Origin of the sequence: Thioalkalivibrio sp. AKL17, assembly GCF_000377885.1 — a bacterium.
In the GTDB taxonomy this organism is placed as follows: Bacteria; Pseudomonadota; Gammaproteobacteria; order Ectothiorhodospirales; family Ectothiorhodospiraceae; genus Thioalkalivibrio; species Thioalkalivibrio halophilus.
On sequence record NZ_KB898766.1, the window covers coordinates 284,674 to 308,215 of the forward strand.

A 23,542-nucleotide genomic window follows, 5' to 3' on the forward strand; every position below is an offset into this window, starting at 1 on the left:
AGCACGGCACCGGCGGCTGACGCGCGAATCGATTGGGCGCTCAGCCTGTCGGTTGGCGCCGGCGCCAGCGGCGGATGCCGCGCCACAGCACGAAGGCCGCTCCGGCCGCCAGCAGGGCGGCGACGACCCATTCCCCGATGACGCGGGCCATGGAAGGTTCGCTCTGTTCGCTCAGATAGTCGACGATCGGACCGCGCTCGCCGAACCCGACCCCGGCGCCGTTGACCCAGTTCATCCGCGTGACCGTGGCGTGCCAGCCCAGGCGCCCGAACCCGGCCTCGCTGAGGGTGCGTTCGCCGTGGCAGTTGAGGCAGCGCTGTTCGACCAGTTGCCGGCCCTCGGGGGATTGCGGCGCATCATCGGCACGGGTGGTGGCTTGCGGGGTGTCGTTGTCCGCGCCGTCGGCTGCCGGGGCGGATCCGGCCGCGAGCAGGAGGATCAGGGCCGGCAGGGTCAGTGCCGCCCGGGGCCGGCTCGACGGCATGGGCGGCGGGCGGTCACTCACGCGACTTGCGGGCCAGGGCATCCTGCTGCTGCTCCAGTGACAGGTGCTGGTGGACGTAGTCGCGGGCGTCGGCGGCCGAGGGGTGTCCCTGGTCGGCCGCGCGCGAGAACCATACCCAGGCCTCGACCAGATCCTGTTCCACGCCATGGCCTTCGGCCAGGAAGATGCCCAGGTTGTACTGCGCCTGCATCTGCCCCTGGCGGGCCGCCAGCCGGTACCAGTGGGCGGCCTCGCGCTGGTCCCGGGCGATCCCGTGACCGCGGTCCAGCAGCACGCCCAGGTTGGTACGCGCCGCGGGATGGCCGTCATCGGCGGCGACGCGATACCAGTGCGCCGCCTGCGCCGGATCGCATTCCACTCCCTTGCCGTCGCGGTACAGGTTGCCGAGGCGGGCGGCGGCCTCGCCGTCGCCGTCCTCCGCGGCCTGGCGGTACCAGCGTACGGCCTCGGCCAGATCGGCGATCACGCCGTGCCCCTGTTCCAGCAGCTGGGCGAGGTTGCAGGCCGCCCGGGCATGACCGGCGCCGGCGGCCCGCGTATACAGCCGGCCGGCTTCGGCGGGGTCGGCAGCGCAGCCGCGGCCGGTTTCGTACGCCACGCCCAGACTGTTCAGGGCATCGGGGTCGCCCTGCTCGGCGGCTTTCTCCCACCAGGCGACGGCCTCCGCGGCGGCTTCCGGGCTGATCTCGCTGGCGAAGCGCAGCACGCCCAGGTTGTACTGGGCGTTCGCGTGCCCGGCCTCCGCCGCGCGGCGATACCAGGTCTCGGCCTCCTCTGCGGGATCACCCTCGGCGATCCCCTGTTCGGCCAGCAGGCCGAGGTTGAAGCAGGCATCCAGCAGGCCCAGCTCGGCCGCGCGTTTCCAGTGCTCGCGGGCCCGCTGCACGTCCGATTCGACGCCCAGGCCGCTGGCGTACAGCACGCCCAGGCCGAGATGGGCGCCGGCATACGGTCCGTCGGCGCGCTCGCTCCAGATTCGATGGGCTTCGGCAAAGTCGCCGCGTTCCAGGGCCTCGAAGCCGGCCTCGTCTTCCGGTTCGACGGTGGTCTGCGGGGCGTGTTCGGGGTCTTCGGGGGCGGTCATCTCGGACGGTATTCCGGGCGGCACGATGGGTTTGCAAGCTTCGCAGCATTCCGGGGGTGGCCGCAAACGACCGGGGGACGCCGGACAGGCACCCTCCGTCTGTCGAGGGAAACGTGCACATCGAGCGGTGTTTCCCTAGGATTCGCATTCCCGATGCGATGCGCCGGAAGACCAGGATCCGGCGGTTGCCCTTGTTGCGGCGGTTCGAGAGAGGAATATGGAAGCTTCGCAGAAACTGATTCCCGGCTATGCCAACGCCAAGGCGACGCGCAAGTATGCCGAGTCGTTCCTCGCCGACGGGCGCGCGGCCGAGGGCCATTACAGCGAGTTCTCGCGCGCGCGCATGCGCCTGTCGAGTCTCGGCATCGGGACCTTCGGCGGGGCGGCTACCGCCGAGGTGGATGCGGCGATCTCCGCGATCGTGGCCCGCGGGCTGACCGAGGGCATCAACGTGGTGGATACCTCCGCGCATTACCGCTATGGCCGTTCGCTGGCGGCCGTGGGGGCGGGCGTGCGCACGGCGCTCGAGGCCGGGGTCCCGCGCGAGGCGATGTTCCTGATCTCCAAGGGAGGCTTCCTGACCCTGCGCGGCGGTCAGCCGGACGACATGGACGCCTGGTTCCAGCGCGAGATCGAGGCCCCGGGCATGGGCACGAAGGAGGACCTGGCCAAGGGCGCGCATCTGCTGACGCCGGAATACATCCACTACCAGATGGAGCTGTCGCGCTCGCTGATGGGCGTGGAGACCCTGGATGCGTTCATCATCGACCAGCCGGAGGTGCATATCCACGAGATCGGCAAGGAACGCACCAACTGGAAGCTGGAGCCGGTGTTCGAGATGCTGGAACGTGCGGTGCGCGACAAGAAGATCCGCGCCTACGGGATCTCGACCTTCGAGGGTTTTCGCGAGGAGACCGATGCCCCGGTGTTCCAGTCGCTGACCTCCATCCAGGGGCTGGCGCAGCGCGCGGCGCAGACCGTGACCGGGGACGACTTCGCGCGCGATCATTTCAAGATCGCCATGCTGCCGTTCAACCAGGTGATGCTGGAGGGGTTCACCCGCTTCAACACCGCGACCGGGCAGGGCAACGTGGCCAGCCCGCTGCAGGCGGCGCATCAGCTGGAGATCTACATGATGGCCTCGCACACGATGCTCAAGGGGCATCTGGCGCAGCAGTCGGTGGACGTGGTCGAGCGCGAACTGGCGGGGCTGGCCAGTCCGGCGCAGCGCGCGATGCAGTTCAATCGCTCCACGCCCGGTCTGGGGACCTCGCTGGTGGGCATGAGCACGCCGGAGCATCTGGACGACATGCTGGCGGTGATGCGCGAGCCGATGCTGGACAAGAAGGCCTACCTCGGCATGTTCAAGAAGGCCGAGGAGTAGGCCGGGCCATCGTTCCTTCCCTGTGGGAGCCGGTAGAGATTTCATGAACAAGGGGATGTCATGCAGGTCGATCTGAAGGCCCTCGAATTTCCCGCGATCCAGCGTCTGCTGGAACGTCTGACCGCCACGCCCTACGGCGCCGACGCTGCGCGCGGGCTGGAGCCTGCGCCCAACCTGGAGGCCGCGCGCGCGCTGCAGAAGGCGGTGACGGTGGCCCGCCAGCGCCTGGACGCGGGCACGCTGCCGCGCCTGGGGCAGCTGCCGGACGTGCGGGCAGCGCTGCGCCAGGCGGGTAATCCGGGTTCGGCGCTGCCGGTGCAGGCGCTGCACAACCTGCAGACCATCATGCGCCATGCGCGCGAGCTGGCCGACCAGCTGAAAGACACCCCGGAAATCTACCCGGCGGACCTGAACAAGCTGTATCCGCCCGAGGGGCTGGAGCAGCGTCTTTCGGGCTGCCTCAATCCGGGCGGTTCGCTGCGCGAGGATGCCAGCGAGTCGCTGGTGGACTCCTTCGGCGAGCGCAATCGCCTGCGTGGCGAGGTCGAAGCCGTGGTGCAGAAGCGTCTGTCCGCGTCGGATGTCGCGCAGAAGGGCGACGAAACCCTGAAGGTGCAGTGGCATCAGGAGCGCGCGGTGATGGTGTTGCGCGGCGATGCCGCCGGCGCGGTCAAGGGCGTGCGCCGGGGCACCGCGATGGGCGGGCGCGATCACATCATCGAGCCGATCGAGGCGGTCCCGCTGAACAACCAGCTGGATACCGTGAACGGGCAGATCAACAACGAGCAGCAGCGGCTGCTGCGCGAGCTGACCGACACCGTGCGCGAATACGGCGAGCCGCTGGATCTGATGCTGACGGCGCTGACCTGGATCGACCTGGCCTCGGCCGCTGCGCAGCTCTCCGCGCAGATGAATGCCCATGCCCCGGCCCTGGAAGACCGCCCCGGGGTGGAACTGGACGAGGCCTACCACCCGCTGTTGCTGCTGCAGTTCGCGGAGGGCAACGGGCCGCAGCCGGTGCCGCTGTCGATCCGCCTGGACGACGAGCAGCCGCTGCTGCTGATCACCGGCCCCAACACCGGGGGCAAGACGGTCGCGCTGAAGACCCTCGGTCTGCTGGTGACCATGGCCTGGTGCGGGCTGCACATCCCCGCGGAGCAGGATTGCCGCATCGGCCGTTTCGACCAGGTGATGGTGGACGTGGGCGACAACCAGAGCCTGCTGCACCACCTGTCGACCTTTGCCGGGCACGTGGCGGTGCTCAAGCGCATCCTGGATAACGCGGGTCCGGAGAGCCTGATCCTGCTGGACGAGCTGGGGACCGGTACCGACCCGGACGAGGGGGCCGCCCTGGCCATGGCGATGCTGGACGAGCTGCGCTCGCGGGGCACCCGCGGGATCGTCAACACTCATCTTGCGCCGTTGAAGGATTACGCCGCTCAGCAGGCGGGCATCGTTAACGCCTCGATGCAGTTCGATCCGGACACCCTGTCACCGACCTACCGCCTGCTGATCGGCGAGCCGGGGGTGTCCTTCGGGCTGACCATCGCGGAGAAGGAGGGGCTGCCGGGGGATCTGGTGGCGCGGGCGCGCCAGCATTTCGCCGAACTGCCCACCGCCCAGGCGGGCGGTTCCGAGGGAAGCTGAGCGGGTCGCAGGGCCCTTGCCTGCGGGAGACCGGCCCCCCGGGGAAGCCAGTCCTGTGGGAGGCGAGCCTCTCGTCGTTCCGGGCGAGGTTGCTCCCGTCGGCCAGAGGGCTGGCCTCCCACGGGGCTGGACGCTCCATGGTTCGCCACCGGCAGGGTCCGCGCGTGCGCCTGCTGGCGTGAAGCGCGGGCGATTTCATATTAGTATGGTGGGCTATTTTGATTCGGCGTGTCCGCTCGGATCACGATCGCCCGACAGCCCCTGGTAAGGAACAACCGTCATGTCCGAGACCTCTGCATCGTCCACCGCCATCACCGGTGCCGAAATCTTCGTCCGCAGTCTGCAGGCTGAAGGCGTCGATCTGGTATTCGGCTATCCCGGCGGCGCGGTCCTGCACATCTACGATGCGCTGTATCAGCAGAGCGAGGTCTCGCACGTACTGGTCCGTCATGAGCAGGGCGCGGTGCATGCCGCCGAGGGCTATGCCAAGTCCTCCGACCGGCCCGGCGTAGCCCTGGTGACCTCCGGCCCGGGCGCGACCAACGCGATCACCGGCATTGCCGACGCCTACATGGATTCGGTGCCGCTGGTGGTGTTCACCGGCCAGGTGCCGACCAGCATGATCGGCAACGACGCCTTCCAGGAAGTGGACACCGTGGGCATCACGCGCCCCTGCGTGAAGCACAACTTCCTGGTCAAGGACGTGAAGGATCTGGCGACCACCATCAAGAAGGCCTTCTACATCGCCACCACCGGCCGGCCCGGTCCGGTGGTGGTGGACATCCCCAAGGATGTCACCGCCGACAGCTGCGAGTTCGAGTACCCCGAGAGCATCCACATGCGCTCCTACAACCCGAAGACCCGCGGCCACACCGGTCAGATCCGGCGCGCGGTCGAGCTGATCCTGTCGGCAAAGCAGCCGATGATTTACACCGGCGGCGGGGTGGTGCTGGGCCGCGGCTCCGAAGCGCTGACGGAATTCACCCGCAAGCTGGGCTACCCCATCACCAACACCCTGATGGGCCTGGGCGCCTATCCGGCCTCGGACGATCAGTTCCTGGGCATGCTGGGCATGCACGGGACCTATGAGGCCAACATGGCCATGCACCATGCGGACGTGCTGATCGCGATCGGCGCGCGTTTCGACGACCGCGTGACGGGCAACATCGAGAAGTTCTGCCCCCATGCGAAGATCGTCCACGTGGACGTCGACCCGGCCTCCATCTCCAAGAACGTGAAGGTGGACGTGCCCATCGTCGGCGAGGTGGAGCCGGTGCTGCGCGAGCTGATCCGCGCGCTGGAGGAAAACGGCGGCCAGCCGGACGCCGATGCGCTGAAGGCCTGGTGGGACCAGATTCGCGAATGGCGCGGCCAGGACTGCCTCAAGTACGATCGCGATTCCGAGCTGATCAAGCCGCAGTACGTGGTGCAGAAGTTCTGGGAGCTGACCGGCGGCGACGCCTTCGTGACCTCCGACGTGGGCCAGCACCAGATGTGGGCGGCGCAGTTCTACGGTTTCGACAAGCCCAACCGCTGGATCAACTCCGGCGGCCTGGGAACCATGGGCGTGGGACTGCCGTTCGCGATGGGCGTGCAGTTCGCGCATCCGGACGCCACGGTGGGCTGCATTACTGGCGAGGCCAGCATCCAGATGTGCATGCAGGAGCTGTCCACCTGCTATCAGTACCAGCTGCCGCTGAAGATCCTGAACCTGAACAACCGCTATCTCGGGATGGTGCGGCAGTGGCAGGAGTTCTTCTATCAGGGCCGTTATGCGATGTCCTACATGGATGCGCTGCCCGACTTCGTGAAGCTGGCGGAGGCCTATGGTCACGTCGGCATGCGGATCGACAAGCCGGCCGACGTGGAAGGCGCGCTGAAGGAGGCCCTGGCACAGAAGGACCGCCTGGTGTTCCTGGACTTCATCACCGATCAGTCCGAGAACGTCTACCCGATGATTCCGGCCGGTGCCGGTCAGAACGAAATGATCCTGGTCTGACAGGGAAGGATTCCGTATGCGTCACATCATCAGTGTCCTGCTGGAGAACGAATCCGGCGCCCTGTCCCGGGTCGCGGGGCTGTTCTCCGCGCGCGGCTACAACATCGAATCGCTGACCGTCGCGCCCACCGACGATCCCACGCTGGCGCGCATGACCATCGTCACCAGCGGATCCGAGGAGATCGTCGAGCAGATTACCAAGCAGCTGAACAAGCTGATCGACGTCATCAAGCTGCTCGATCTGACCTCCTATCCTCACATCGAGCGCGAGATGGCGATGATCAAGGTCAGCGTGGACGAACCCGGCGATCGCGAGGAGGTGAAGCGCCTCGCGGACATCTTCCGCGGCCGCATCATCGACGTCACGCGCAAGACCTACGTCATCGAGATCACCGGAGAGGGCTCCAAGCTGGACGCCTTCCTCGAGGCCCTGGAGCCCTTCCCCGTGCAGGAAGTGGTGCGCTCCGGGGTCATGGGCATCGCGCGCGGGGACGTCGCGCTCCAGATCTGAACACCTTTCACTGATTGCCAAGGAAACCGCAATGAAGCTCTACTACGACAAAGACGCCGACCTCTCCATCATTCAGGGCATGAAGGTGGCCATCATTGGCTACGGCTCGCAGGGGCATGCCCATGCGAACAACCTGAAGGATTCCGGCGTGGACGTCACCGTCGGCCTGCGTGCCGGTTCCGGTTCGCGTGCCAAGGCCGAGGAAGCCGGCCTCAAGGTGGCCGACGTCTCCGACGCGGTGGCCGCCGCCGATCTGGTCATGGTGCTGGCCCCCGACGAATACCAGGCGAAGCTCTACAGCGAGGAGATCAAGCCCAACCTCAAGCAGGGCGGCACCCTGGCGTTCGCCCATGGCTTCACCATCCATTACAACCAGATCGAGCCGCGCGGCGACCTCGACGTGATCATGATCGCGCCCAAGGCGCCGGGTCACACCGTGCGCTCGGAATTTGCCCGTGGCGGCGGCATCCCCGACCTGATCGCCATCGAGCAGGACGCCTCCGGCAAGGCGCGTGACATCGCGCTGTCCTATGCCTCGGCGATCGGCGGCGGCCGCACCGGCATCATCGAGACCAGCTTCCAGGACGAGACCGAGACCGACCTGTTCGGCGAGCAGGCGGTGCTCTGCGGCGGCGCGGTGGAGCTGGTCAAGGCCGGCTTCGAGACCCTGACCGAGGCGGGCTACGCCCCGGAGATGGCCTACTTCGAGTGCCTGCACGAGCTCAAGCTGATCGTCGATCTGATGTACGAGGGCGGCATCGCCAACATGAACTACTCGATCTCCAACAACGCGGAGTACGGCGAGTACGTGACCGGCCCGAAGGTCATCAACGAGCAATCCCGTGCGGCCATGCGCGAGGCCCTGCACAACATCCAGACCGGCGAGTACGCCAAGCGCTTCATCCAGGAAGGGGACACCAACTATCCCTCCATGACCGCGAATCGCCGCCGCAACGCTGCCCACGAGATCGAGCAGGTGGGCGAGCGGCTGCGTGCGATGATGCCCTGGATCCAGGCCAACCAGCTGGTCGACAAGTCGCGCAACTGATCCGCGGCACCACCGGCCCCGGGTGCGGGCCGCGGAGGGGACATGCTGTTTCCGGTAGCGAAGGAAGGCCGCCTGTTCGTCATCGTCACCGCCTGGATGGCGGTGATTACGCTGCTGTCCGGGCTGGCGGATCTGGGCCTGTTCCTGGTCATCCTGATGCTGGCCCTGATGGCCCTGTTCCGCGACCTGCGGCGCCGGGCGCCGGCCCAGGCGCTGGGCCTGGTGGCCCCGGTCGACGGCGTGGTGGAATCGGTGGAGACCACCACCGACCCGTTCACCGGGCGCGAGGCCGAGCGCATCCGCATCCGCCAGCGCTATCTCGGCGAATACAATATCCATGCCCCGCAGGAGGTCGAGGTGCGCGAGCGCGTCTGGCCGGGGCAGGAATCGGATCGCGAGCCCGACCTGCAGCTCGCCGGTCGGCTTGCGTTCGCCCTGGCCACCGACGAGGATGACCGCATGACCCTGGCTCTCAGCGTGACGCACTGGCCGCGTTTCATCCGCATGGTGGAGGTGCTGCCCGGCAATCGGCTGGGGCGCGGCAAGCGCATCGGCTTTGCCGGCTTCGGCGGGCGTGCGGAGCTGTGGCTTCCGCAGGGATCGCACGTGATGGTGCGGCCGGGGCAGGTCGTGCTGGCGGGGACCACCCTGCTGGGCGGGCTCCCGCCGCGCGAGCCGGGTGATCAGGGCGGTGCCGTGGAGCTGGCCGAATGAATCCCGACGAAGACCCCGACATCATCCGTGGCGAGGACGAGCTGGACGATGATCGCCCGCGGTCGCGGCGGCGGCGCGGGGTGTTCCTCCTGCCCAACCTGTTCACTACCGGGGTCCTGTTCTCCGGATTCCTGGCGATCGTCTCCGCGATCGACGGGGAGTTCATTACCGCGGCCATCGCGGTCTTCGTGGCCATGGTGCTGGATACCCTGGACGGCCGCGTCGCGCGCATGACCGATACCCAGAGCGAGTTCGGCGCGCAGTTCGATTCGCTCTCGGATCTGGTCTCCTTTGGTCTGGCCCCGGCGCTGGTGGTGTACCTGTGGCAGCTGCAGGACCTGGGCAACTTCGGCTGGGTGGCCGCGTTCTTCTTCGCCACGGCGGCGGCGCTGCGCCTCGCGCGTTTCAACAGTCGCCTGGCGGTGACCGACAAGCGCTTCTTCCAGGGGTTGCCCAGTCCCGCCAGTGCGGCGTTGCTGGTGGGGACCGTCTGGGTGGTCGAGGACCTCGGCATGGCCGCGGAGCTGGGGGACACCGGGGCGGTGGCGGTGCTGATCATCACCGTGCTCGCCGGGGCGGCAATGGTCAGTAACCTGACCTATTTCAGTTTCAAGGACATGGACTTCCGCCACCGGGTCCCGTTCCTGGCCATGCTGGGCGTGGTCGGGGCGCTGATGCTGGCGGCCCTGGATCCGCCCAAGATGCTGCTGGCCGGGTTCGTGGTGTACGCGCTGTCCGGGCCGCTGCTGACACTCGTGCGCTGGCAGCGCCATCGGCGCCGCGGCCGTGCCCCGCAAGCCTGAGCGGGGAGGCGGGCGTGGAACTCTCGCGGCGCAAGCGGCGCATCCTCGCCGACATGGGCATCCCGTTGTGGCGGGCGCGCCCGTCGGCGGATACCGGCGCCGCGCCGGAAGCGTCTCCGGAGCCACCACCTGAACCGGTGGCCGGCCTCACCGTGGAGCAGGAACCACGGGAGTCGTCCGTGCCGGCCACGGGCATCGACTGGCAGGCCCTGCGTGACGAAGTCGCGGGCTGCACTGCCTGCAGCGAGCTCGCGGCCAGCCGGCGGCAGACGGTCTTCGGGGTGGGCGATACCGGCGCCCGCTGGCTGTTCGTCGGCGAGGCCCCGGGTGCCGAGGAGGACCGTCGCGGCGAGCCCTTCGTCGGGCGGGCCGGGCAGCTGCTGGACAACATGCTGGCGGCGCTGGGACTGGATCGCGAGCACGATGTGTTCATCGCCAATATCCTGAAGTGCCGGCCGCCCGACAATCGGGATCCGAAGCCGGAGGAGGCACGGGCCTGCCGCGGATTCCTGGATCGCCAGATCGAGGCGCTCGCCCCGGAGGTCATCGTGGCGCTGGGGCGGGTCCCGGCGCACCAGCTGCTGGAGACCGAGACCGCGGTGGGGCGCCTGCGCGGGCGCGTCCACGAGTATCGCGGCATTCCGCTGGTCGTGACCTGGCACCCGGCCTATCTGTTGCGTTCGCCGCGGGAAAAGGCGCGGGCCTGGGAGGACCTGCAGCGGGCGCGTGCGTGCCTGCCGTCCGCGGCCACCGACTGAACCACCGGCTCCATCCGGGGGGGCGACTCCTGCACGAGGGAAGATGACCGATGAGTGCCGAAGCCCGAACCCGACCTGAACTGCGGCGCATGCAGCTGGCCGACATCGATCGCGTGATGGTGATCGAGCGCCAGGCGTATGACTATCCCTGGACCGCGCGGATCTTTCAGGACTGCCTGAAGGTCGGTTACGACGGCTGGGTCCTCTCCGTGGATGGCCGCCAGGTGGGGCATGCGATCCTGACCGTGGCCGCCGGCGAGGCGCATCTGCTGAACCTGACGGTGGATCCGCGCTGGCAGGGCTACGGGCTGGGGCGTTTCATGTTGCGCCGTCTGCTGGGCTACGCATGCGGCGAGAGGGCCGAGGCGCTGTTCCTGGAAGTGCGCCCGTCCAATGCCGCGGCCGTGCAGCTCTACCGGTCGGAGGGCTTCGAGCACATCGGCACCCGACCGCGTTACTACCCGCTTCCCAGCGGCCGCGAGGATGCCTGGGTCCTGCGCCGCAGCTGCGAGGAACCGGCGGGGGCCTAGGGAAACGCTGATCAGCGTTTCCCTGGCGCATTCTGCGGTCAGGGTGCGCAAAAATGCATCGCCGGTTTTGCGGTTCCCCCAGCATGTGTCTATTCTCAGGGTCTTACGACTGACTCCGTATCGAGGCCGTGATGAAAAAGTCCCTTCTTGCCCTGGCCGCGGCCCTGCCGCTCGTGTTCACCGCCGGCCCCGCAGCGGCCACCGAATTCGGTTACGACGAAGCCGAACGTCAGCAGGAACTGCTGGGCGTCTGGTTCGGCATCCGTGAACGCAATGCGCAACGCGGCGACCGTGACGCGCAGTTCGACGTGGGCATGGCCCATTACACCGCGCGTGGCACCGAACAGGACGCGGCGGCGGCGGCCGAATGGTTCGCGCGGGCCGCCGAGCAGGGGCATGCGCGCGCGCACTACTTCCTCGGCTACCTCCATGCCACCGGACGCGGGGTTCCCGTGGACGCGGAGAAAAGCGGCGAACACTACCGTCGCGCGGCGGAACTGGGCGACATGGATGCCCAGTATCACCTCGGGCGCGACCTCCTGGCGGATGAATCGGCCGATCCGGCCGAAGCCGCGGAATGGATCGAACGCGCCGCCGGTCAGGGGCTGGCCTCCGCCCAGTATCACTGGGGCTACCTGCTGGAGACCGGGCGCGGGGTCGAGCGTTCGGTGGACGACGCCGTCGAGTGGTACGTGCTCGCGGCGGAGCAGGGCAACGACCAGGCCCAGCGCGGGCTCGGGCGCCTGCACATGGCCGGCCGCGGCGTGAATCGTGACCGGATCCAGGCCTGGGTCTGGTACAGCCTCGGCGACGACGCCGAGCACGTGGAACGCCTGGAGTCCCGCATGAGCGAGGCCGAACTGGCGGCAGCGCGCGAGAGCCTCGCCGAACAGCGCACGGCCATGCGCACCGAGGCCGCCGTGCGCTGAACCGCTTGCGCGGTGGGCGAGGCCGCGCCGCCCAATGCGGCGGGCGGAATACGTTAGAATGTCGGGCTTTCTCCCCGTACGGGACCCGACCGATGTCCTTTGTCGACGAGACCGCCCGCCGCCGGACCTTTGCGATCATCTCGCATCCGGACGCGGGCAAGACCACCATGACCGAAAAGCTCCTGCTGTACGGCGGCGCGATCCAGCTCGCCGGTACGGTCAAGGGGCGCAAGTCCGCGCGCCACGCCACCTCCGACTGGATGGCGATGGAGCAGTCGCGCGGGATCTCGGTCACCTCCTCGGTGATGCAGTACCCCTACAAGGGGCGCATGGTGAACCTGCTGGATACCCCGGGGCATGCGGACTTTTCCGAGGATACCTACCGCACGCTGACCGCCGTGGATTCCGCGCTGATGGTCATCGACGCGGCCAAGGGCGTGGAGGACCGCACCATCAAGCTGATGGAGGTCTGCCGCCTGCGCGACACCCCGATCATGACCTTCGTCAACAAGATGGACCGCGAGGGGCGCGAGCCGATCGAACTGCTGGACGAGGTCGAGGAGGTGCTGAAGATCCAGTGCGCCCCCGTCACCTGGCCGATCGGCAGCGGCAAGCGTTTCCGCGGCGTCTATCATATTCGCCGCGATGCGGTGCACTTGTACGACCCGGAGCAGGGCGGCAAGAAGTCCACCGGCGAGATCATCGAGGGCCTCGACAACCCGCGCCTCGACGAGGTCCTGGGGACCCAGGCCGAAGAGCTGCGCGAGGAACTGGAGCTGGTGCAGGGCGCCTCGCACGAGTTCGACCCGGACGCCTATCTGCGCGGTGAGCAGACCCCGGTATTCTTCGGCTCGGCGATCAACAACTTCGGCATCGAGGAGCTGCTGGACGACTTTGTCGAGTACGCCCCGGGGCCGCTGCCGCGTCCGACGTATTCGCGCAGGGTGGAACCCACCGAGGAGAAGTTCACCGGGTTCGTGTTCAAGATTCAGGCGAACATGGATCCCAATCACCGCGACCGCATCGCGTTCATGCGCATCTGTTCCGGCACCTTCGACAAGGGCGCGAAGCTGCGTCACGTGCGCATCGGGCGCGACGTGAAGGTTCCGGACGCGCTGACCTTCCTGGCCTCCGATCGCGAACACGTGGAGACCGCCTATCCCGGCGACATCATCGGCATCCACAACCACGGGACCATCCGCATCGGCGACACCTTTACCCAGGGCGAGGACCTGACGTTCAAGGGCATCCCCAACTTCGCGCCCGAGCTGTTCCGCCGTGCGCAGCTGAAGGATCCGCTGAAGATGAAGCAGCTGACCAAGGGGCTGCAGGAGCTGTGCGAGGAGGGCGCGACCCAGCTCTACCGCCCGCTGACGAACAACGACCTGATCCTGGGGGCGGTGGGGGTGCTGCAGTTCGACGTGGTCGCCGAACGCCTGCGCACCGAGTACAAGGTGGAGGCGCAGTTCGAGAACGTGAACGTGCAGACCGCGCGCTGGGTCGAAAGCGACGATCCGAAGAAACTGGCGGAGTTCAAGGAAAAGGCGGCGAACAACCTCGCCCTGGACCATGCCGGGGATCTGGTCTATATCGCTCCGACACGGGTCAATCTGCAGATGGCCGAGGAAAAATGGCCGGAGATCCGGTTCCTCGCCACCCGCGAGCACGGACAGCCGGGCGACTGACCCGCGCCGATCGCGGCGCGGCGCTGGAGGCAGCGATGATATTTCGACACCGGGCCGCACTGGCGGTCGTGATGGTTCTGGCCCTGGGGGGCTGCTCGCTGGAGACCGGGGAGCGCGGCGGCAACGGCTTCGAGCCGCGGCCGGGAACGGTCGAGGAGCTCGAGCCGTTCCATGCCTTCATCGACACCCGCCCGACCCCCGAGGAATTCCGGCGGGTCTATCCCGATGTGACGCTGGTGCTCCCGGGCGACATCGCCACGCACGAATACCGTACTGACAACAGCCGCTTTTTCGCCGAACTCGACGACGACGGCCGCATCGTCGACGGCGAGTTCCGCTGAGCCTCCCGATGCTGAAGATCTCCGGTAATGTGAGCATCCCCGACGCGGAGATCGAGCTGACGCCGATCCGCGCACAGGGCGCCGGCGGGCAGAACGTCAACAAGGTGGCCACCGCCATCCATCTCCGCTTCGACATCCATGCCTCCGCGAGCCTGCCCGAGGTCTATCGCGAACGCCTGCTGCGCCGGCGCGACCGGCGCATCACCCGTGACGGCGTGATCGTGATCAAGGCACAGCAGTACCGCACGCAGGAGGCCAATCGCGAGGATGCCCTGGAGCGCCTGGCCGAGCTGCTGCGCGAGGCCGGACAGCCGGTGAAGAAGCGGCGCCCGACGCGACCGCCCCGTGCCGCCAAACTGCGCCGGCTGGACGCCAAGACCCGCCGCGGGCGCAGGAAGGCCCTGCGCGGGCGCGTCGACCCCGGCGACTGAGCTCGTCAGGGCAGCAGCGCTTCCAGGCTTTGCGCGGGCATGGCGCGGTGGAACAGGAAGCCCTGGAAACGTCTGCAGCCGCGCTGTCCGAGGAAGTCCTGCTGGGCGGGCGTCTCGACCCCTTCGGCCACGACCTCCAGCCCCATGGTGCGAGCAATGGCGAGGATGGTGGTCACGATCTCGGCGTCGCCCGGATCGTGTTCGAGGTCGCGCACGAAGGAGCGGTCGATCTTCAGTTCGGTCACCGGCAACCTCTTGAGATAACCGAGCGACGAGTAGCCGGTGCCGAAATCGTCCAGTGCGAGGCCGATGCCCAGCGCCCGCAGCTCCTGCAGGTTGGTCATTAACTGTTCGGATTCGTCGGCCATCACGCTTTCGGTGATCTCCACGACCAGGCGTTGCGCCGGGGCACCGGTTTCGTCCAGCAGCTGGCGCACCTCGTCGAGCAGCCGGGCATCGCGCAGGTGCGGAGCGGAGAGATTGACCGCGAGCTGCAGGGCCTCGGCGCCGGGGATGTTGCGCCAGCGGGCCAGGTGCTCGCAGGCCTGGCGCAGGGCCACCCGGCCGATCGCGAGGATCTGACCGCTCTGCTCTGCCACGGGGATGAATTCGGCGGGTGAAACCTCCCGGGGGTCGCCCGGGTTCCAGCGCATCAGGCCTTCGGCACCGATCAGGTGGCCGTCGGCGTCCACCTGCGGCTGCAGGTGAAGGAGCAGCTCATCGGCATCCAGTGCGTCCCGCAGGGCCCGTTCCAGTTCCGCCCGCCGCTGCAGCTGACGCTGCATCTCCGGGTCGTAGAAGCGCATTGTGTCGCGACCGTCATGCTTGGCCTGATACATCGCGAAATCCACCTGCTTGAGCAGTTCCTCGCTGGTGTCGCCGCCCTGCGGGAACACGGTGACGCCGATGCTGGCCTGGATGACATGCTGGATCCCGTCCAGTATCAGCGGCTCCCGAATATGGTCCAGCAATTTGGCGGCGAGCTTGCCGGAATCTGCGACCGCCTGATCCTGGTCGGGCTTGAGCTCTTCCAGCAGGACCACGAATTCGTCGCCACCGATGCGCGCCACCGTGTCCTGCGGGCGAACCTGCCCCTGCAGGCGCTGTGCGACCAGCGTCAGCAGCCGGTCGCCGACCGAATGGCCGCGAGTGTCGTTGAGGGTCTTGAAGTTGTCGAGGTCGATCAGCAGCAGGGCCGAGGGCTGCCCGGACTGTTCGGCGGCGCGGATGGCGTGGTCCAGGCGCTCGTGCAGCAGTCGGCGGTTGGCCAGGCCGGTCAGCGGATCGAGAAAGGCGAGGCGGGCGTCTTCTTCGACTTCCAGCATGCGCCGCAGCCGCTCCACCATATCCAGGGTGGCTCCCTGCAGGGTGGCGACTTCCTGCAGCCGCGAATCGCGGCGGATGCGGGTGGTGAACCGTCCCTGGCCCACGTCCTCGAGAGTGGCCACCGCCTCGCGCAGCGGTCGCAGGGCGCGCCCCAGCCAGAAGTACAGCGCCCAGCCGATCAGGAGGAGGGCGACGATTGCGCCGGCCCGGGTCGCCGTGTTGATGAAGCGCTGGGTCGTGACCGAATCGGTGATGTCGCGGATGACCACAACGTTGCCCGTGACTTCCTCGCGGCCGAACGGGGTCAGGGGGAGATGTACCGCGAGTTCATGGTGCCCGCCCGTGGTCGTCCGTCGGGTCGCGGCCCGGTTCAGCATGGGGCCGGGGTTGGGCAGGGCCGCTGCGGGTGCGGTGTGTTCCACCCGCCCCCCGGCGTCCAGCAGCGCCGCGCGGGTATCCGCCTTGCCCGCCAGGGTGTCGAGGGCGGACCCGCCCAGCGATTGTAGCGGCACGACCACGCCGACCAGCTGTCCCTGGTCGTACAGCGGGATGGTCAGGCCGGCGAAATAACGCCCCTCCGGAGTACGGTGCAGGCCCTGGTGGATGCGGCCGTCGTCCAGCGTGGCACGAGCCAGCGGACACTCGGTGGAATCCTCGAGAACGGAGGCAAAGCGGCGTTCGCCGTCGGCGTCATAAATGACCAGGCCGCTGGCGACGCCCGCGGCGGTCAGTCGGTTGTGCAGCGGGTCGGCATAGCCCGCCACCGGTTCGTCGCCGGCAAGCGCCTCGCGCAGCGCCCGGTTGCGGGTGACCGCGGTGGCTTCGCTGCGCAGCGCCTGCAGTTCGGCCTCCAGCACCTGTTGCCAGGCGGCTTCCTGGGTTTCCATGGCAAAGCGGTCGAGCCGCTGGTCCGCCTGCTGCAGGGCCAGATGGGCGCCGGTAGCCAGCGCGGCAGCCAGCAGGGCCAGGCCGGTGAAAACAGCCAGAGCAATCGCTGTTCGCAGCCGAATCACCCGCGCCTCCGCTCCGGACTCCGTCTCATTCGAAGGGGTAGTTCCGGCGGCTCCACTCGGGGTAGCCACCGGGGAAGTAGTGGAGGTCGTCGAAGCCCCATTCCAGTGCGCGGCGGATGGCGGCCTCGGTGCGCCAGCAGTCGAATTCGTTGCAGTAGAGGACCACCGGCCGGTCCCGGCCTCCGGCGACTTCGAGCAGGGCCTCGCGGGTGAAGCGGTTCCGCGGGTCGTCGGCGTCGCGCATGATGGTCAGGTTGATGGCTCCGGGAATGCGGCCGGCGCGATAATCCGCGGCCAGCCGCACGTCCACGAACGGTAGCCCCTCGCGAAACAGTCTCCAGGCGTCGTCCGCATCGATCCGGGTGGTGTCCGCGATGGATTCCGGGGCCCGGTAATCGTCATCGGCATCGGCGGTCGCAACCGTCAGGGCCAGCAGACACCAGAGCAGGAGGATCGGGGGGTTCATCGCCACCGCGGTTCACGAGTTTTGAGAAATGTATCACGAGTTGTCGGTGAATTCCGAGGCGTCACCGGCCTCGGACTGCTGGTGGTGCCACAGGCGCGCATACGTGCCGTTGCGGGCGAGAAGCTCGTGATGGTTGCCGGTTTCGGCCACCCGACCGTGCTCCAGGACCACGATGCGGTCGGCGTGCTTTACCGTGGACAGGCGGTGGGCGATCACCAGTGTCGTGCGGCGCGCGGAGACCTCGTCCAGCGCCTGCAGGATGCCCTTCTCGGTGTCCGAGTCCAGCGAGGAGGTGGCTTCGTCGAACACCAGGATGGGCGGGTCCTTCAGCAGCATGCGGGCGATCGCGATGCGCTGTTTCTCGCCGCCGGACACCTTCAGGCCGCGTTCGCCGACCACCGTGTCCAGGCCATCGGGCAGACGCGCGATGAACCCTTCCAGATGCGCCAGGCGCGCCACCCGCTCGATCGCCGCGTCACTGGCGGACGGATCGCCGTAGGCGATGTTGTAACGGATGGTGTCGTTGAACAGCACGGTGTCCTGCGGAACCATGCCGATCGCCCGGCGCACGCTGGCCTGGGTCACGTCGCGCAGGTCCTGACCATCGATGGTGATGCGCCCGCCGGTAACGTCGTAGAAGCGGAACAGCAGGCGTGACAGGGTCGATTTGCCGGCCCCGCTGGGGCCCACCACTGCAATCCGTTTCCCGGCCGGCAGGTCGATGTTCACGTCCTCCAGGATCGGACGTTCCGGCTGGTAGTGGAAATCCACGTGCTCGAAGCGCACGTGCCCGGCGCCGACTTCCAGGTCCGGCGCATCCGGCCGGTCCTCGACCTGCACGGGCTTCTCCAGCAGCCCGAACAGGCGCTCGATGTTGGCCAGCGACTGACGGATCTCGCGATAGACGAAACCGAGGAAATTCAGCGGAATGAACAGCTGGATCATGTAGGCGTTGACCATCACCAGGTCGCCCAGCGACATCGAGCCGTCGGCCACCCGCGCGGCGGCGAGCAGCATCATCACCGTGATGGCTACCGCGATGATCAGGGCCTGCCCGGAGTTCAGCAGCACCAGCGACAGCACGTTCTTCGTGCGTGCCTGCTCCCAGGCCGCCAGTCCGCGGTCGTAGCGTTCGGCCTCATAATCTTCGTTACCGAAGTACTTGACCGTTTCGTAGTTGAGCAGGCTGTCGATCGCCCGGGTATTGGATTCGTTGTCGCGCTGGTTGGCCTCGCGCACGAAGCGCGTGCGCCACTCGGTGATCCAGATGGAGAAGGCTGCGTAGACCGCCACCGCGATCAGCACGGTGAACATGAACACCGGCCCCACGGCGAACAGCAGGATGACGGCCACCAGCAGGATCTCGATCAGCGTCGGCAGGATGTTGAACACCATGAAGCGCAGCAGGAAGCTCATGCCGCTGGTGCCGCGCTCGATGTCGCGGGCCAGGCCGCCGGTCTCGCGTGCCAGATGGAACCCCAGCTCCAGCCGGTGCAGGTGCTGGAAGACCCGCAGCGAGGCGCGCCGCATCGCGCGCTCCGCCACGCGCACGAACACCGCGTCGCGCAGCTCGCCGAAGAAGGTCCCGCCGAAGCGCAGCAGCCCGTAGCCCAGCACCAGCGCCACAGGCACGGTCACCAGCGCCTCCGCCCCGGCGTCCTCGAAGTGCTCGACAATGTACTTCAGGGCCACCGGCACGGCCACGGTGGCCAGCTTGGCCAGGGCCATCAGGCCCAGCGCCAGGAACATCCGTCCGCGGAATTCGGACAGATACGGCAGCAGGCTGCGGATGATGCGCCAGTTGACCGCGTTGTCGGGGGCGTCGTGGACCGAAGAGCCGAAACCGCGCATGGAAAGTCACCCGGATGAAGGGAGCGCGTAGCCTACTATGCACACCGGGAAGCTGCCCGTTCTTGCGCCCGGCGCGGGGCCTGGGGCAGTCTGAACAGCTTCATGGCAACGCAGGTGGACCGTCCGGTGGAAGGGAATCAGACCGCAGCAACACCGGCGCAGGGAAGCGCCCCGGAAACCATCCTGCGCGAGACGTTTGGCTACCAGGCCTTTCGCGGACAGCAGCAGGCGGTGGTGGAGCATGTCGCCGGGGGCGGCGACGCCCTGGTGCTGATGCCCACCGGAGGGGGCAAGTCGCTCTGCTACCAGATCCCGGCACTGGCGCGGCGTGGCTGCGCCATCGTCATCTCGCCCCTGATCGCGCTGATGCAGGACCAGGTGCAGGCCCTGCGGCAGAACGGCGTGGCCGCGGCCGGGCTGGATTCGGGGCAGGACGAGGCCACCGCGCGCGGCGTGCTGGCGGCGCTGCATGCTGGGGAGCTGGATCTGCTTTATCTCTCTCCGGAACGGCTGTTCGCCCCCGGGATGCTGGATCGCCTGGAAGGGCTGGAGCTGGCGCTGTTCGCGATCGACGAGGCGCATTGCGTATCCCAGTGGGGGCACGATTTCCGTCCCGAGTACGGGCGCCTGGCGGTGCTGGCGGAGCGTTTCCCGTCGGTGCCGCGCATCGCCCTGACCGCCACCGCGGACGAACCCACGCGCGAGGAGATCCGCGAGCGCCTGCGCCTGGAGTCGGCGCGGATGTTTGTCAGTTCCTTCGATCGGCCCAACATCCGCTACCGGGTCGGGGCCGCCGACGGATCGTCCGGCCCGCCGCGCGAGCGCCTGCTGCGCTTCATCCGCGAGGAACACCCGGGCGAGGCGGGCATCGTTTACTGCCTGTCGCGGCGCAAGGTGGACGAAACCGCCGAATGGCTGGCGGCGCGCGGCGTGACCGCGCTTCCCTATCACGCCGGCTTGCCGGCGGCGACGCGCGCCGAGCACCAGCGTCGCTTCCTGCGCGAGGATGGCGTGGTGATGGTCGCGACCATTGCCTTCGGCATGGGCATCGACAAGCCGGACGTGCGCTTTGTCGCCCATCTGAGTCTTCCCAAGAGCCTGGAGGGCTACTACCAGGAGACCGGCCGTGCCGGACGCGACGGGCTGCCGGCCGATGCCTGGATGCTCTACGGGCTGCAGGACGTGGTCACGCTGCGGCAGATGCTGCAGGACTCGGATGCCGGCGAGGAGCGCCAGCGAATCGAGCAGCAGAAGCTGGAGGCGATGCTGGGCTTCAGCGAACTGACCACCTGCCGCCGTCAGGCCCTGCTCGCGTGGTTCGGCGAGACCCTGCCCGAGCCCTGCGGTTACTGCGACAACTGCCAGGACCCGCCGGCCACCTGGGATGCCACGGTGGCGGCGCAGAAGCTGCTTTCCTGCATCTACCGCACCGGCGAGCGCTTCGGCGCCGGTCACGTGATTGCGGTCCTGCGCGGCAGCCGCAGCGAGCGGCTCACCCGCCTCGGCCACGACCGGCTGAGCACCTTCGGGATCGGAACCGAACTGGATGAGCGCCAGTGGCGCGGCATGGTGCGCCAGCTGCTGGCGCGCGGCCTGCTGCGTCTGGATCCCGAGGGTTACGGCGGGCTGCGGCTGGATCCCGCCTGCCGCGGCGTACTGCGTGGCGAGGAAGCCCTGCATCTGCGCCACGAGGCCGCCGCCGGGGGGCGTCCCGCGCCCGCCTCGCGCCGCGAGACGGCGCGTTCGGTCGCCGGTCTGGATGCGGAAGACCGGGCCTTGTGGGACACTCTGCGCAGGCTGCGTCAGAAACTCGCGGCGGACCAGGGCGTGCCGCCCTACGTGATCTTCAACGACGCCACCCTGCTGGAGATGGTGGCCGGCATGCCGCGTACCCCCGATGAGCTGCTGGGCATCTCCGGGGTCGGGCAGCACAAGCTGGATCGCTACGGCGAGGCCTTTCTGGCGGCGATCCGCGAACACCTGGGACTGGAAGTCCGGGAATAACGAGAACGAAGTTCGGGGAGAGTCGAGTGACCCGCATATCATTTCTGGAAGATTTCTACCGCTATCAGGACGGGCAGCTCGTGGTGACCCCGGAGCAGGGGAGCCGGTTTGCCAAGGCCGTGGCCGGGGACTTCAACCCCATCCATGACGCCGATTCGCGGCGGTTCTGCGTACCCGGTGATCTGCTTTTCGCCCTGGCGCTGGACGCCTGGGGCGCCAGTGCCTCGATGAACTTTCGCTTTACCGGCATGGTGGGTGGTAACGCCCCGGTATATTTCCCGGAGACGCCCGGCGAACAGGTGGCGATTACCGACGAAAACGGCAAGAGCGTGGTCGAGATCGAGCGTTCGGGAGCGGTGGTCGATGACCCGGCCGCGATCGAGTCGCTGATCCGCAGCTACGTGTCGTTCTCCGGGCAGAATTTTCCGCACGTGCTGGTGCCGCTGATGCGCGAGCATCAAGTGATGGTGAACCCCAAACGCCCGCTGGTGATGTACGAGCGCATGGGGTTCGAGCTGCCCGAACCGCTGGCGGCCGCGGACGCGCGGCCCGAACCGCGCCTGAAGGACGCGGTCATGACGGTCAATGGCAAGCGCGGCGAGATCCGGCTCGACTACGAACTGGTGACCGACGGTGCGGTGGTCGCCCGTGGCAGCAAGCACCTGGTCCTGAGTGGCCTGCGGCCGTTCGACGAGGCCGATGTCGAGCAGCTGGTCGCGGACTACGAGGGCTGGAAGGCGGCCTGGGCGCAGTCGGGGTCGGCGACCGCCTGAGAATCCGGGCGGCCGCCGGTGCCGCCTCAGGCGCGCACCGCCTCCGCGAACTGCTCTTCTTCCATCTCCCGGATTTTCCTCTCCAGCGCGTCGAGGTGGTGCACCACGCTGCGCGAGGCCTCCTCCAGTGCCTCCATGTGCATCCGGATCAGCGGTTCGTTCCGCTCGTGCTGGCGCCGGGCGAAACCCAGCAGTTTCGAAAACATCGAGGCGTTCTCTTCCTCGGTGACCAGCTTGAAGATCTCGGCGTACGCCTGATGCAGGTGGCGGTGGGCCTCGTCGATCGATTCGAACTCGGGAAAATCGTTGAGCGCCTGCCCGTCACTGAAATACCACTGCCCGAATGGGCAGTCGGTGTGCAGCACGGGGATCTGATCCTTTTCCACCGGTACGCCCTGGGTGAGAAGTTCGGCGCGGCCGACCCAGGCGAGGTGGGCACGTTTGGCCTGGTGCAGACGGTCCAGGACTTCCTGCTTTTCCATGTCGTTGTCCTCGTCAATGAGCACGATTCCGGGCGAAGGCCGGAAATTGATCCCACACTAGCAAAGTCCATTTGATTATTGAAGGAATAGGCGTGCATTCATGTTGCACGCGCCTGCATGTTCTCCGGGGGGCGGGACCCTCGGGCCCAAAAAAGCCCGGGTCCCCCAAGGGGAGCCCGGGCCGGAAGCTCGCCGGAATCCGGCCATCGCGGCCGGATCCGGTGAGGGGCTGCCTCAGTAGCGGTAGCCGAAGGCCTTCTCGAACTTGTCGGCGAACTCTTCGGCCGAGAAGTGGTGGTTCTGGGTGCCGGAATGGGCGATCTTGATCGAGCCGATCAGCGAGGCGATGCGGCCGGTCGTCTCCCAATCAAAGCCCTTCTCCAGGCCGAACAGCAGGCCGGCACGGTAGGCGTCGCCGCAACCGGTCGGGTCCTTGATCGCGGCCGGTTCCACCGACGGGATGGTGATCTTCTTGCCGCCGGTGTAGATGTCGGAGCCGTCGCCGCCACGGGTGACGATCATCGCGTCCACCATCTCCGCCAGCTGCTCCATGCTCATGCCGGTGCGATCGGCGGTCAGCTGCGCCTCGTAGTCATTGAACGCCGCATAGGTGGCGTTCTCCATGAAGCGCTTCAGGTCGTCGCCGTCGAACATCGGCAGACCCTGGCCCGGGTCGAACATGAACGGGATGCCGGCGTCGGCGAACTGCTGGGCGTGCTCGATCATGCCGTCACGGCCGTCCGGGGAGACGATGCCGACCTTGATGCCGTCGGCGTCGGTGACCTTCTGCTGGTGCGAGAAGCCCATCGCGCCCGGATGGAAGGCGGTGATCTGGTTGTCGTCCTGGTCGGTGGTGATGAAGGCCTGACCGGTGTAGGTGTCCCGCAGCTCCTTCACGAACTTGCGCGAGATGCCGTGCTTGTCCATCCAGTCGGCGTACGGGGCGAAGTCGCCGCCCACGGTGGCCATCACGGTCGGATCGGCGCCCAGCAGCTTCATGTTGTAGGCGATGTTGCCGGCGCAGCCGCCGAACTCGCGACGCATGTCCGGGACCAGGAAGGACACATTCAGCATGTGCACCTTGTCCGGGAGGATGTGGTTCTTGAAGCGGTCGGGGAACACCATGATGGTGTCGTAGGCCATGGACCCACAGATCAGAGCGGACATGTTGACTCCTTGCGTTGTTGAAGCGGTTCGGATGATGCCGATGTGGCGTCAAAACGGCCCTGCGGCGCGCGATTGCGGGGTGCGCGGCGCG

The 23,542-nt window shown here is 67.7% G+C and carries 22 protein-coding genes; 15 read left to right on the top strand and 7 right to left on the bottom strand.

Features of this window, described 5'->3' with window-relative positions:
- Positions 1–40: 40 nt before the first annotated feature.
- Positions 41–505, bottom strand: coding sequence for a hypothetical protein (locus D577_RS0107475; protein ID WP_231363040.1), 465 nt, complete (start codon positions 503–505; stop codon positions 41–43).
- Positions 498–1,589, bottom strand: a complete 1,092-nt coding sequence (locus tag D577_RS0107480; RefSeq protein WP_018946891.1) for a tetratricopeptide repeat protein — start codon at positions 1,587–1,589, stop codon at positions 498–500. The genes D577_RS0107475 and D577_RS0107480 overlap by 8 nt, the downstream gene beginning before the upstream one ends.
- 217 nt (positions 1,590–1,806) lie before the next feature.
- On the opposite strand from D577_RS0107480, the gene D577_RS0107485 reads away from it, so the two are divergent.
- The 13 genes from D577_RS0107485 (at position 1,807) to arfB (ending at position 14,369) form a co-directional block, all read left to right on the top strand.
- Positions 1,807–2,973 (top strand): aldo/keto reductase, encoded by a 1,167-nt coding sequence (locus D577_RS0107485; RefSeq protein ID WP_018946892.1) that lies wholly within the window; start codon positions 1,807–1,809, stop codon positions 2,971–2,973.
- Between the two features lie 60 nt (positions 2,974–3,033).
- Positions 3,034–4,620, top strand: a complete 1,587-nt coding sequence (locus tag D577_RS0107490; RefSeq protein WP_018946893.1) for a DNA mismatch repair protein MutS — start codon at positions 3,034–3,036, stop codon at positions 4,618–4,620.
- A 280-nt stretch (positions 4,621–4,900) separates the two neighbouring features.
- On the top strand, positions 4,901–6,619 hold the full coding sequence (gene ilvB / locus D577_RS0107495) for a biosynthetic-type acetolactate synthase large subunit (RefSeq protein ID WP_018946894.1): 1,719 nt from the start codon (positions 4,901–4,903) through the stop codon (positions 6,617–6,619).
- A 16-nt stretch (positions 6,620–6,635) separates the two neighbouring features.
- A complete protein-coding gene (gene ilvN, locus D577_RS0107500; RefSeq protein WP_018946895.1) occupies positions 6,636–7,130 on the top strand; it encodes an acetolactate synthase small subunit in 495 nt (164 codons plus the stop codon).
- A 31-nt stretch (positions 7,131–7,161) separates the two neighbouring features.
- Positions 7,162–8,178 carry a ketol-acid reductoisomerase gene (ilvC, locus tag D577_RS0107505; protein ID WP_018946896.1) on the top strand — a complete coding sequence of 339 codons (1,017 nt, stop codon included), beginning with the start codon at positions 7,162–7,164 and terminating at the stop codon, positions 8,176–8,178.
- 42 nt (positions 8,179–8,220) lie between these two features.
- Complete coding sequence (locus D577_RS0107510; protein ID WP_018946897.1) at positions 8,221–8,892, top strand: hypothetical protein; 672 nt, start codon at positions 8,221–8,223, stop codon at positions 8,890–8,892.
- Positions 8,889–9,695: a CDP-diacylglycerol--serine O-phosphatidyltransferase gene (pssA, locus tag D577_RS0107515; RefSeq protein ID WP_018946898.1), complete on the top strand. Its 807-nt coding sequence runs from the start codon at positions 8,889–8,891 to the stop codon at positions 9,693–9,695. Before D577_RS0107510 ends, pssA begins: the two co-directional genes overlap by 4 nt.
- A 14-nt stretch (positions 9,696–9,709) precedes the next feature.
- Entirely contained in the window at positions 9,710–10,453 is a 744-nt protein-coding gene (locus D577_RS0107520; protein ID WP_018946899.1) for a uracil-DNA glycosylase, read from the top strand.
- A 50-nt stretch (positions 10,454–10,503) separates the two neighbouring features.
- Positions 10,504–10,983: a ribosomal protein S18-alanine N-acetyltransferase gene (gene rimI, locus D577_RS0107525; protein WP_024328755.1), complete on the top strand. Its 480-nt coding sequence runs from the start codon at positions 10,504–10,506 to the stop codon at positions 10,981–10,983.
- Between the two features lie 131 nt (positions 10,984–11,114).
- Complete coding sequence (locus D577_RS0107530; protein ID WP_018946901.1) at positions 11,115–11,912, top strand: tetratricopeptide repeat protein; 798 nt, start codon at positions 11,115–11,117, stop codon at positions 11,910–11,912.
- Positions 11,913–12,004: 92 nt separating this feature from the next.
- Complete coding sequence (locus tag D577_RS0107535) at positions 12,005–13,597, top strand: peptide chain release factor 3 (RefSeq protein WP_018946902.1); 1,593 nt, start codon at positions 12,005–12,007, stop codon at positions 13,595–13,597.
- A 35-nt stretch (positions 13,598–13,632) separates the two neighbouring features.
- Entirely contained in the window at positions 13,633–13,938 is a 306-nt protein-coding gene (locus D577_RS0107540; RefSeq protein WP_018946903.1) for a hypothetical protein, read from the top strand.
- An 8-nt stretch (positions 13,939–13,946) separates the two neighbouring features.
- On the top strand, positions 13,947–14,369 hold the full coding sequence (gene arfB / locus D577_RS0107545) for an alternative ribosome rescue aminoacyl-tRNA hydrolase ArfB (protein ID WP_018946904.1): 423 nt from the start codon (positions 13,947–13,949) through the stop codon (positions 14,367–14,369).
- A gap of 5 nt (positions 14,370–14,374) precedes the next feature.
- Here the strand turns inward: arfB and D577_RS0107550 are convergent, their stop codons facing one another.
- From D577_RS0107550 to D577_RS0107560, 3 genes are read right to left on the bottom strand one after another with little or no spacing between them, the layout of a single operon-like run.
- Positions 14,375–16,708, bottom strand: a complete 2,334-nt coding sequence (locus D577_RS0107550) for a bifunctional diguanylate cyclase/phosphodiesterase (protein ID WP_018946905.1) — start codon at positions 16,706–16,708, stop codon at positions 14,375–14,377.
- A gap of 25 nt (positions 16,709–16,733) precedes the next feature.
- Positions 16,734–17,174 (bottom strand): rhodanese-like domain-containing protein, encoded by a 441-nt coding sequence (locus D577_RS0107555; RefSeq protein ID WP_018946906.1) that lies wholly within the window; start codon positions 17,172–17,174, stop codon positions 16,734–16,736.
- 33 nt (positions 17,175–17,207) lie between these two features.
- Positions 17,208–19,025: an ABC transporter ATP-binding protein/permease gene (locus D577_RS0107560; RefSeq protein WP_018946907.1), complete on the bottom strand. Its 1,818-nt coding sequence runs from the start codon at positions 19,023–19,025 to the stop codon at positions 17,208–17,210.
- Positions 19,026–19,127: 102 nt separating this feature from the next.
- On the opposite strand from D577_RS0107560, the gene recQ reads away from it, so the two are divergent.
- Together recQ and D577_RS0107570 are read left to right on the top strand one after the other, a co-directional pair.
- A complete protein-coding gene (recQ, locus tag D577_RS0107565; RefSeq protein ID WP_018946908.1) occupies positions 19,128–21,029 on the top strand; it encodes a DNA helicase RecQ in 1,902 nt (633 codons plus the stop codon).
- 26 nt (positions 21,030–21,055) lie between these two features.
- Entirely contained in the window at positions 21,056–21,802 is a 747-nt protein-coding gene (locus D577_RS0107570) for a DUF3581 family protein (protein ID WP_018946909.1), read from the top strand.
- A gap of 26 nt (positions 21,803–21,828) precedes the next feature.
- Here D577_RS0107570 and D577_RS0107575 read toward each other — a convergent pair whose 3' ends face one another.
- Positions 21,829–22,284: a CZB domain-containing protein gene (locus tag D577_RS0107575; protein WP_029681198.1), complete on the bottom strand. Its 456-nt coding sequence runs from the start codon at positions 22,282–22,284 to the stop codon at positions 21,829–21,831.
- Positions 22,285–22,518: 234 nt separating this feature from the next.
- Positions 22,519–23,451, bottom strand: coding sequence for a carbohydrate kinase family protein (locus D577_RS0107580; RefSeq protein ID WP_018946911.1), 933 nt, complete (start codon positions 23,449–23,451; stop codon positions 22,519–22,521).
- Positions 23,452–23,542: the final 91 nt, after the last annotated feature.

What these genes read in the sequence shown, in the direction of transcription:
- D577_RS0107480 (WP_018946891.1), bottom strand. Translation starts at nt 1,589, where the DNA reads ATGACCGCCCCCGAAGACCCCGAACACGCCCCGCAGACCACCGTCGAA.
- D577_RS0107485 (WP_018946892.1), top strand. Translation starts at nt 1,807, where the DNA reads ATGGAAGCTTCGCAGAAACTGATTCCCGGCTATGCCAACGCCAAGGCG.
- D577_RS0107490 (WP_018946893.1), top strand. Translation starts at nt 3,034, where the DNA reads ATGCAGGTCGATCTGAAGGCCCTCGAATTTCCCGCGATCCAGCGTCTG.
- ilvB (WP_018946894.1), top strand. Translation starts at nt 4,901, where the DNA reads ATGTCCGAGACCTCTGCATCGTCCACCGCCATCACCGGTGCCGAAATC.
- ilvN (WP_018946895.1), top strand. Translation starts at nt 6,636, where the DNA reads ATGCGTCACATCATCAGTGTCCTGCTGGAGAACGAATCCGGCGCCCTG.
- ilvC (WP_018946896.1), top strand. Translation starts at nt 7,162, where the DNA reads ATGAAGCTCTACTACGACAAAGACGCCGACCTCTCCATCATTCAGGGC.
- D577_RS0107510 (WP_018946897.1), top strand. Translation starts at nt 8,221, where the DNA reads ATGCTGTTTCCGGTAGCGAAGGAAGGCCGCCTGTTCGTCATCGTCACC.
- pssA (WP_018946898.1), top strand. Translation starts at nt 8,889, where the DNA reads ATGAATCCCGACGAAGACCCCGACATCATCCGTGGCGAGGACGAGCTG.
- rimI (WP_024328755.1), top strand. Translation starts at nt 10,504, where the DNA reads ATGAGTGCCGAAGCCCGAACCCGACCTGAACTGCGGCGCATGCAGCTG.
- D577_RS0107530 (WP_018946901.1), top strand. Translation starts at nt 11,115, where the DNA reads ATGAAAAAGTCCCTTCTTGCCCTGGCCGCGGCCCTGCCGCTCGTGTTC.
- D577_RS0107535 (WP_018946902.1), top strand. Translation starts at nt 12,005, where the DNA reads ATGTCCTTTGTCGACGAGACCGCCCGCCGCCGGACCTTTGCGATCATC.
- D577_RS0107540 (WP_018946903.1), top strand. Translation starts at nt 13,633, where the DNA reads ATGATATTTCGACACCGGGCCGCACTGGCGGTCGTGATGGTTCTGGCC.
- arfB (WP_018946904.1), top strand. Translation starts at nt 13,947, where the DNA reads ATGCTGAAGATCTCCGGTAATGTGAGCATCCCCGACGCGGAGATCGAG.
- D577_RS0107555 (WP_018946906.1), bottom strand. Translation starts at nt 17,174, where the DNA reads ATGAACCCCCCGATCCTCCTGCTCTGGTGTCTGCTGGCCCTGACGGTT.
- D577_RS0107560 (WP_018946907.1), bottom strand. Translation starts at nt 19,025, where the DNA reads ATGCGCGGTTTCGGCTCTTCGGTCCACGACGCCCCCGACAACGCGGTC.
- recQ (WP_018946908.1), top strand. Translation starts at nt 19,128, where the DNA reads ATGGCAACGCAGGTGGACCGTCCGGTGGAAGGGAATCAGACCGCAGCA.
- D577_RS0107575 (WP_029681198.1), bottom strand. Translation starts at nt 22,284, where the DNA reads ATGGAAAAGCAGGAAGTCCTGGACCGTCTGCACCAGGCCAAACGTGCC.
- D577_RS0107580 (WP_018946911.1), bottom strand. Translation starts at nt 23,451, where the DNA reads ATGTCCGCTCTGATCTGTGGGTCCATGGCCTACGACACCATCATGGTG.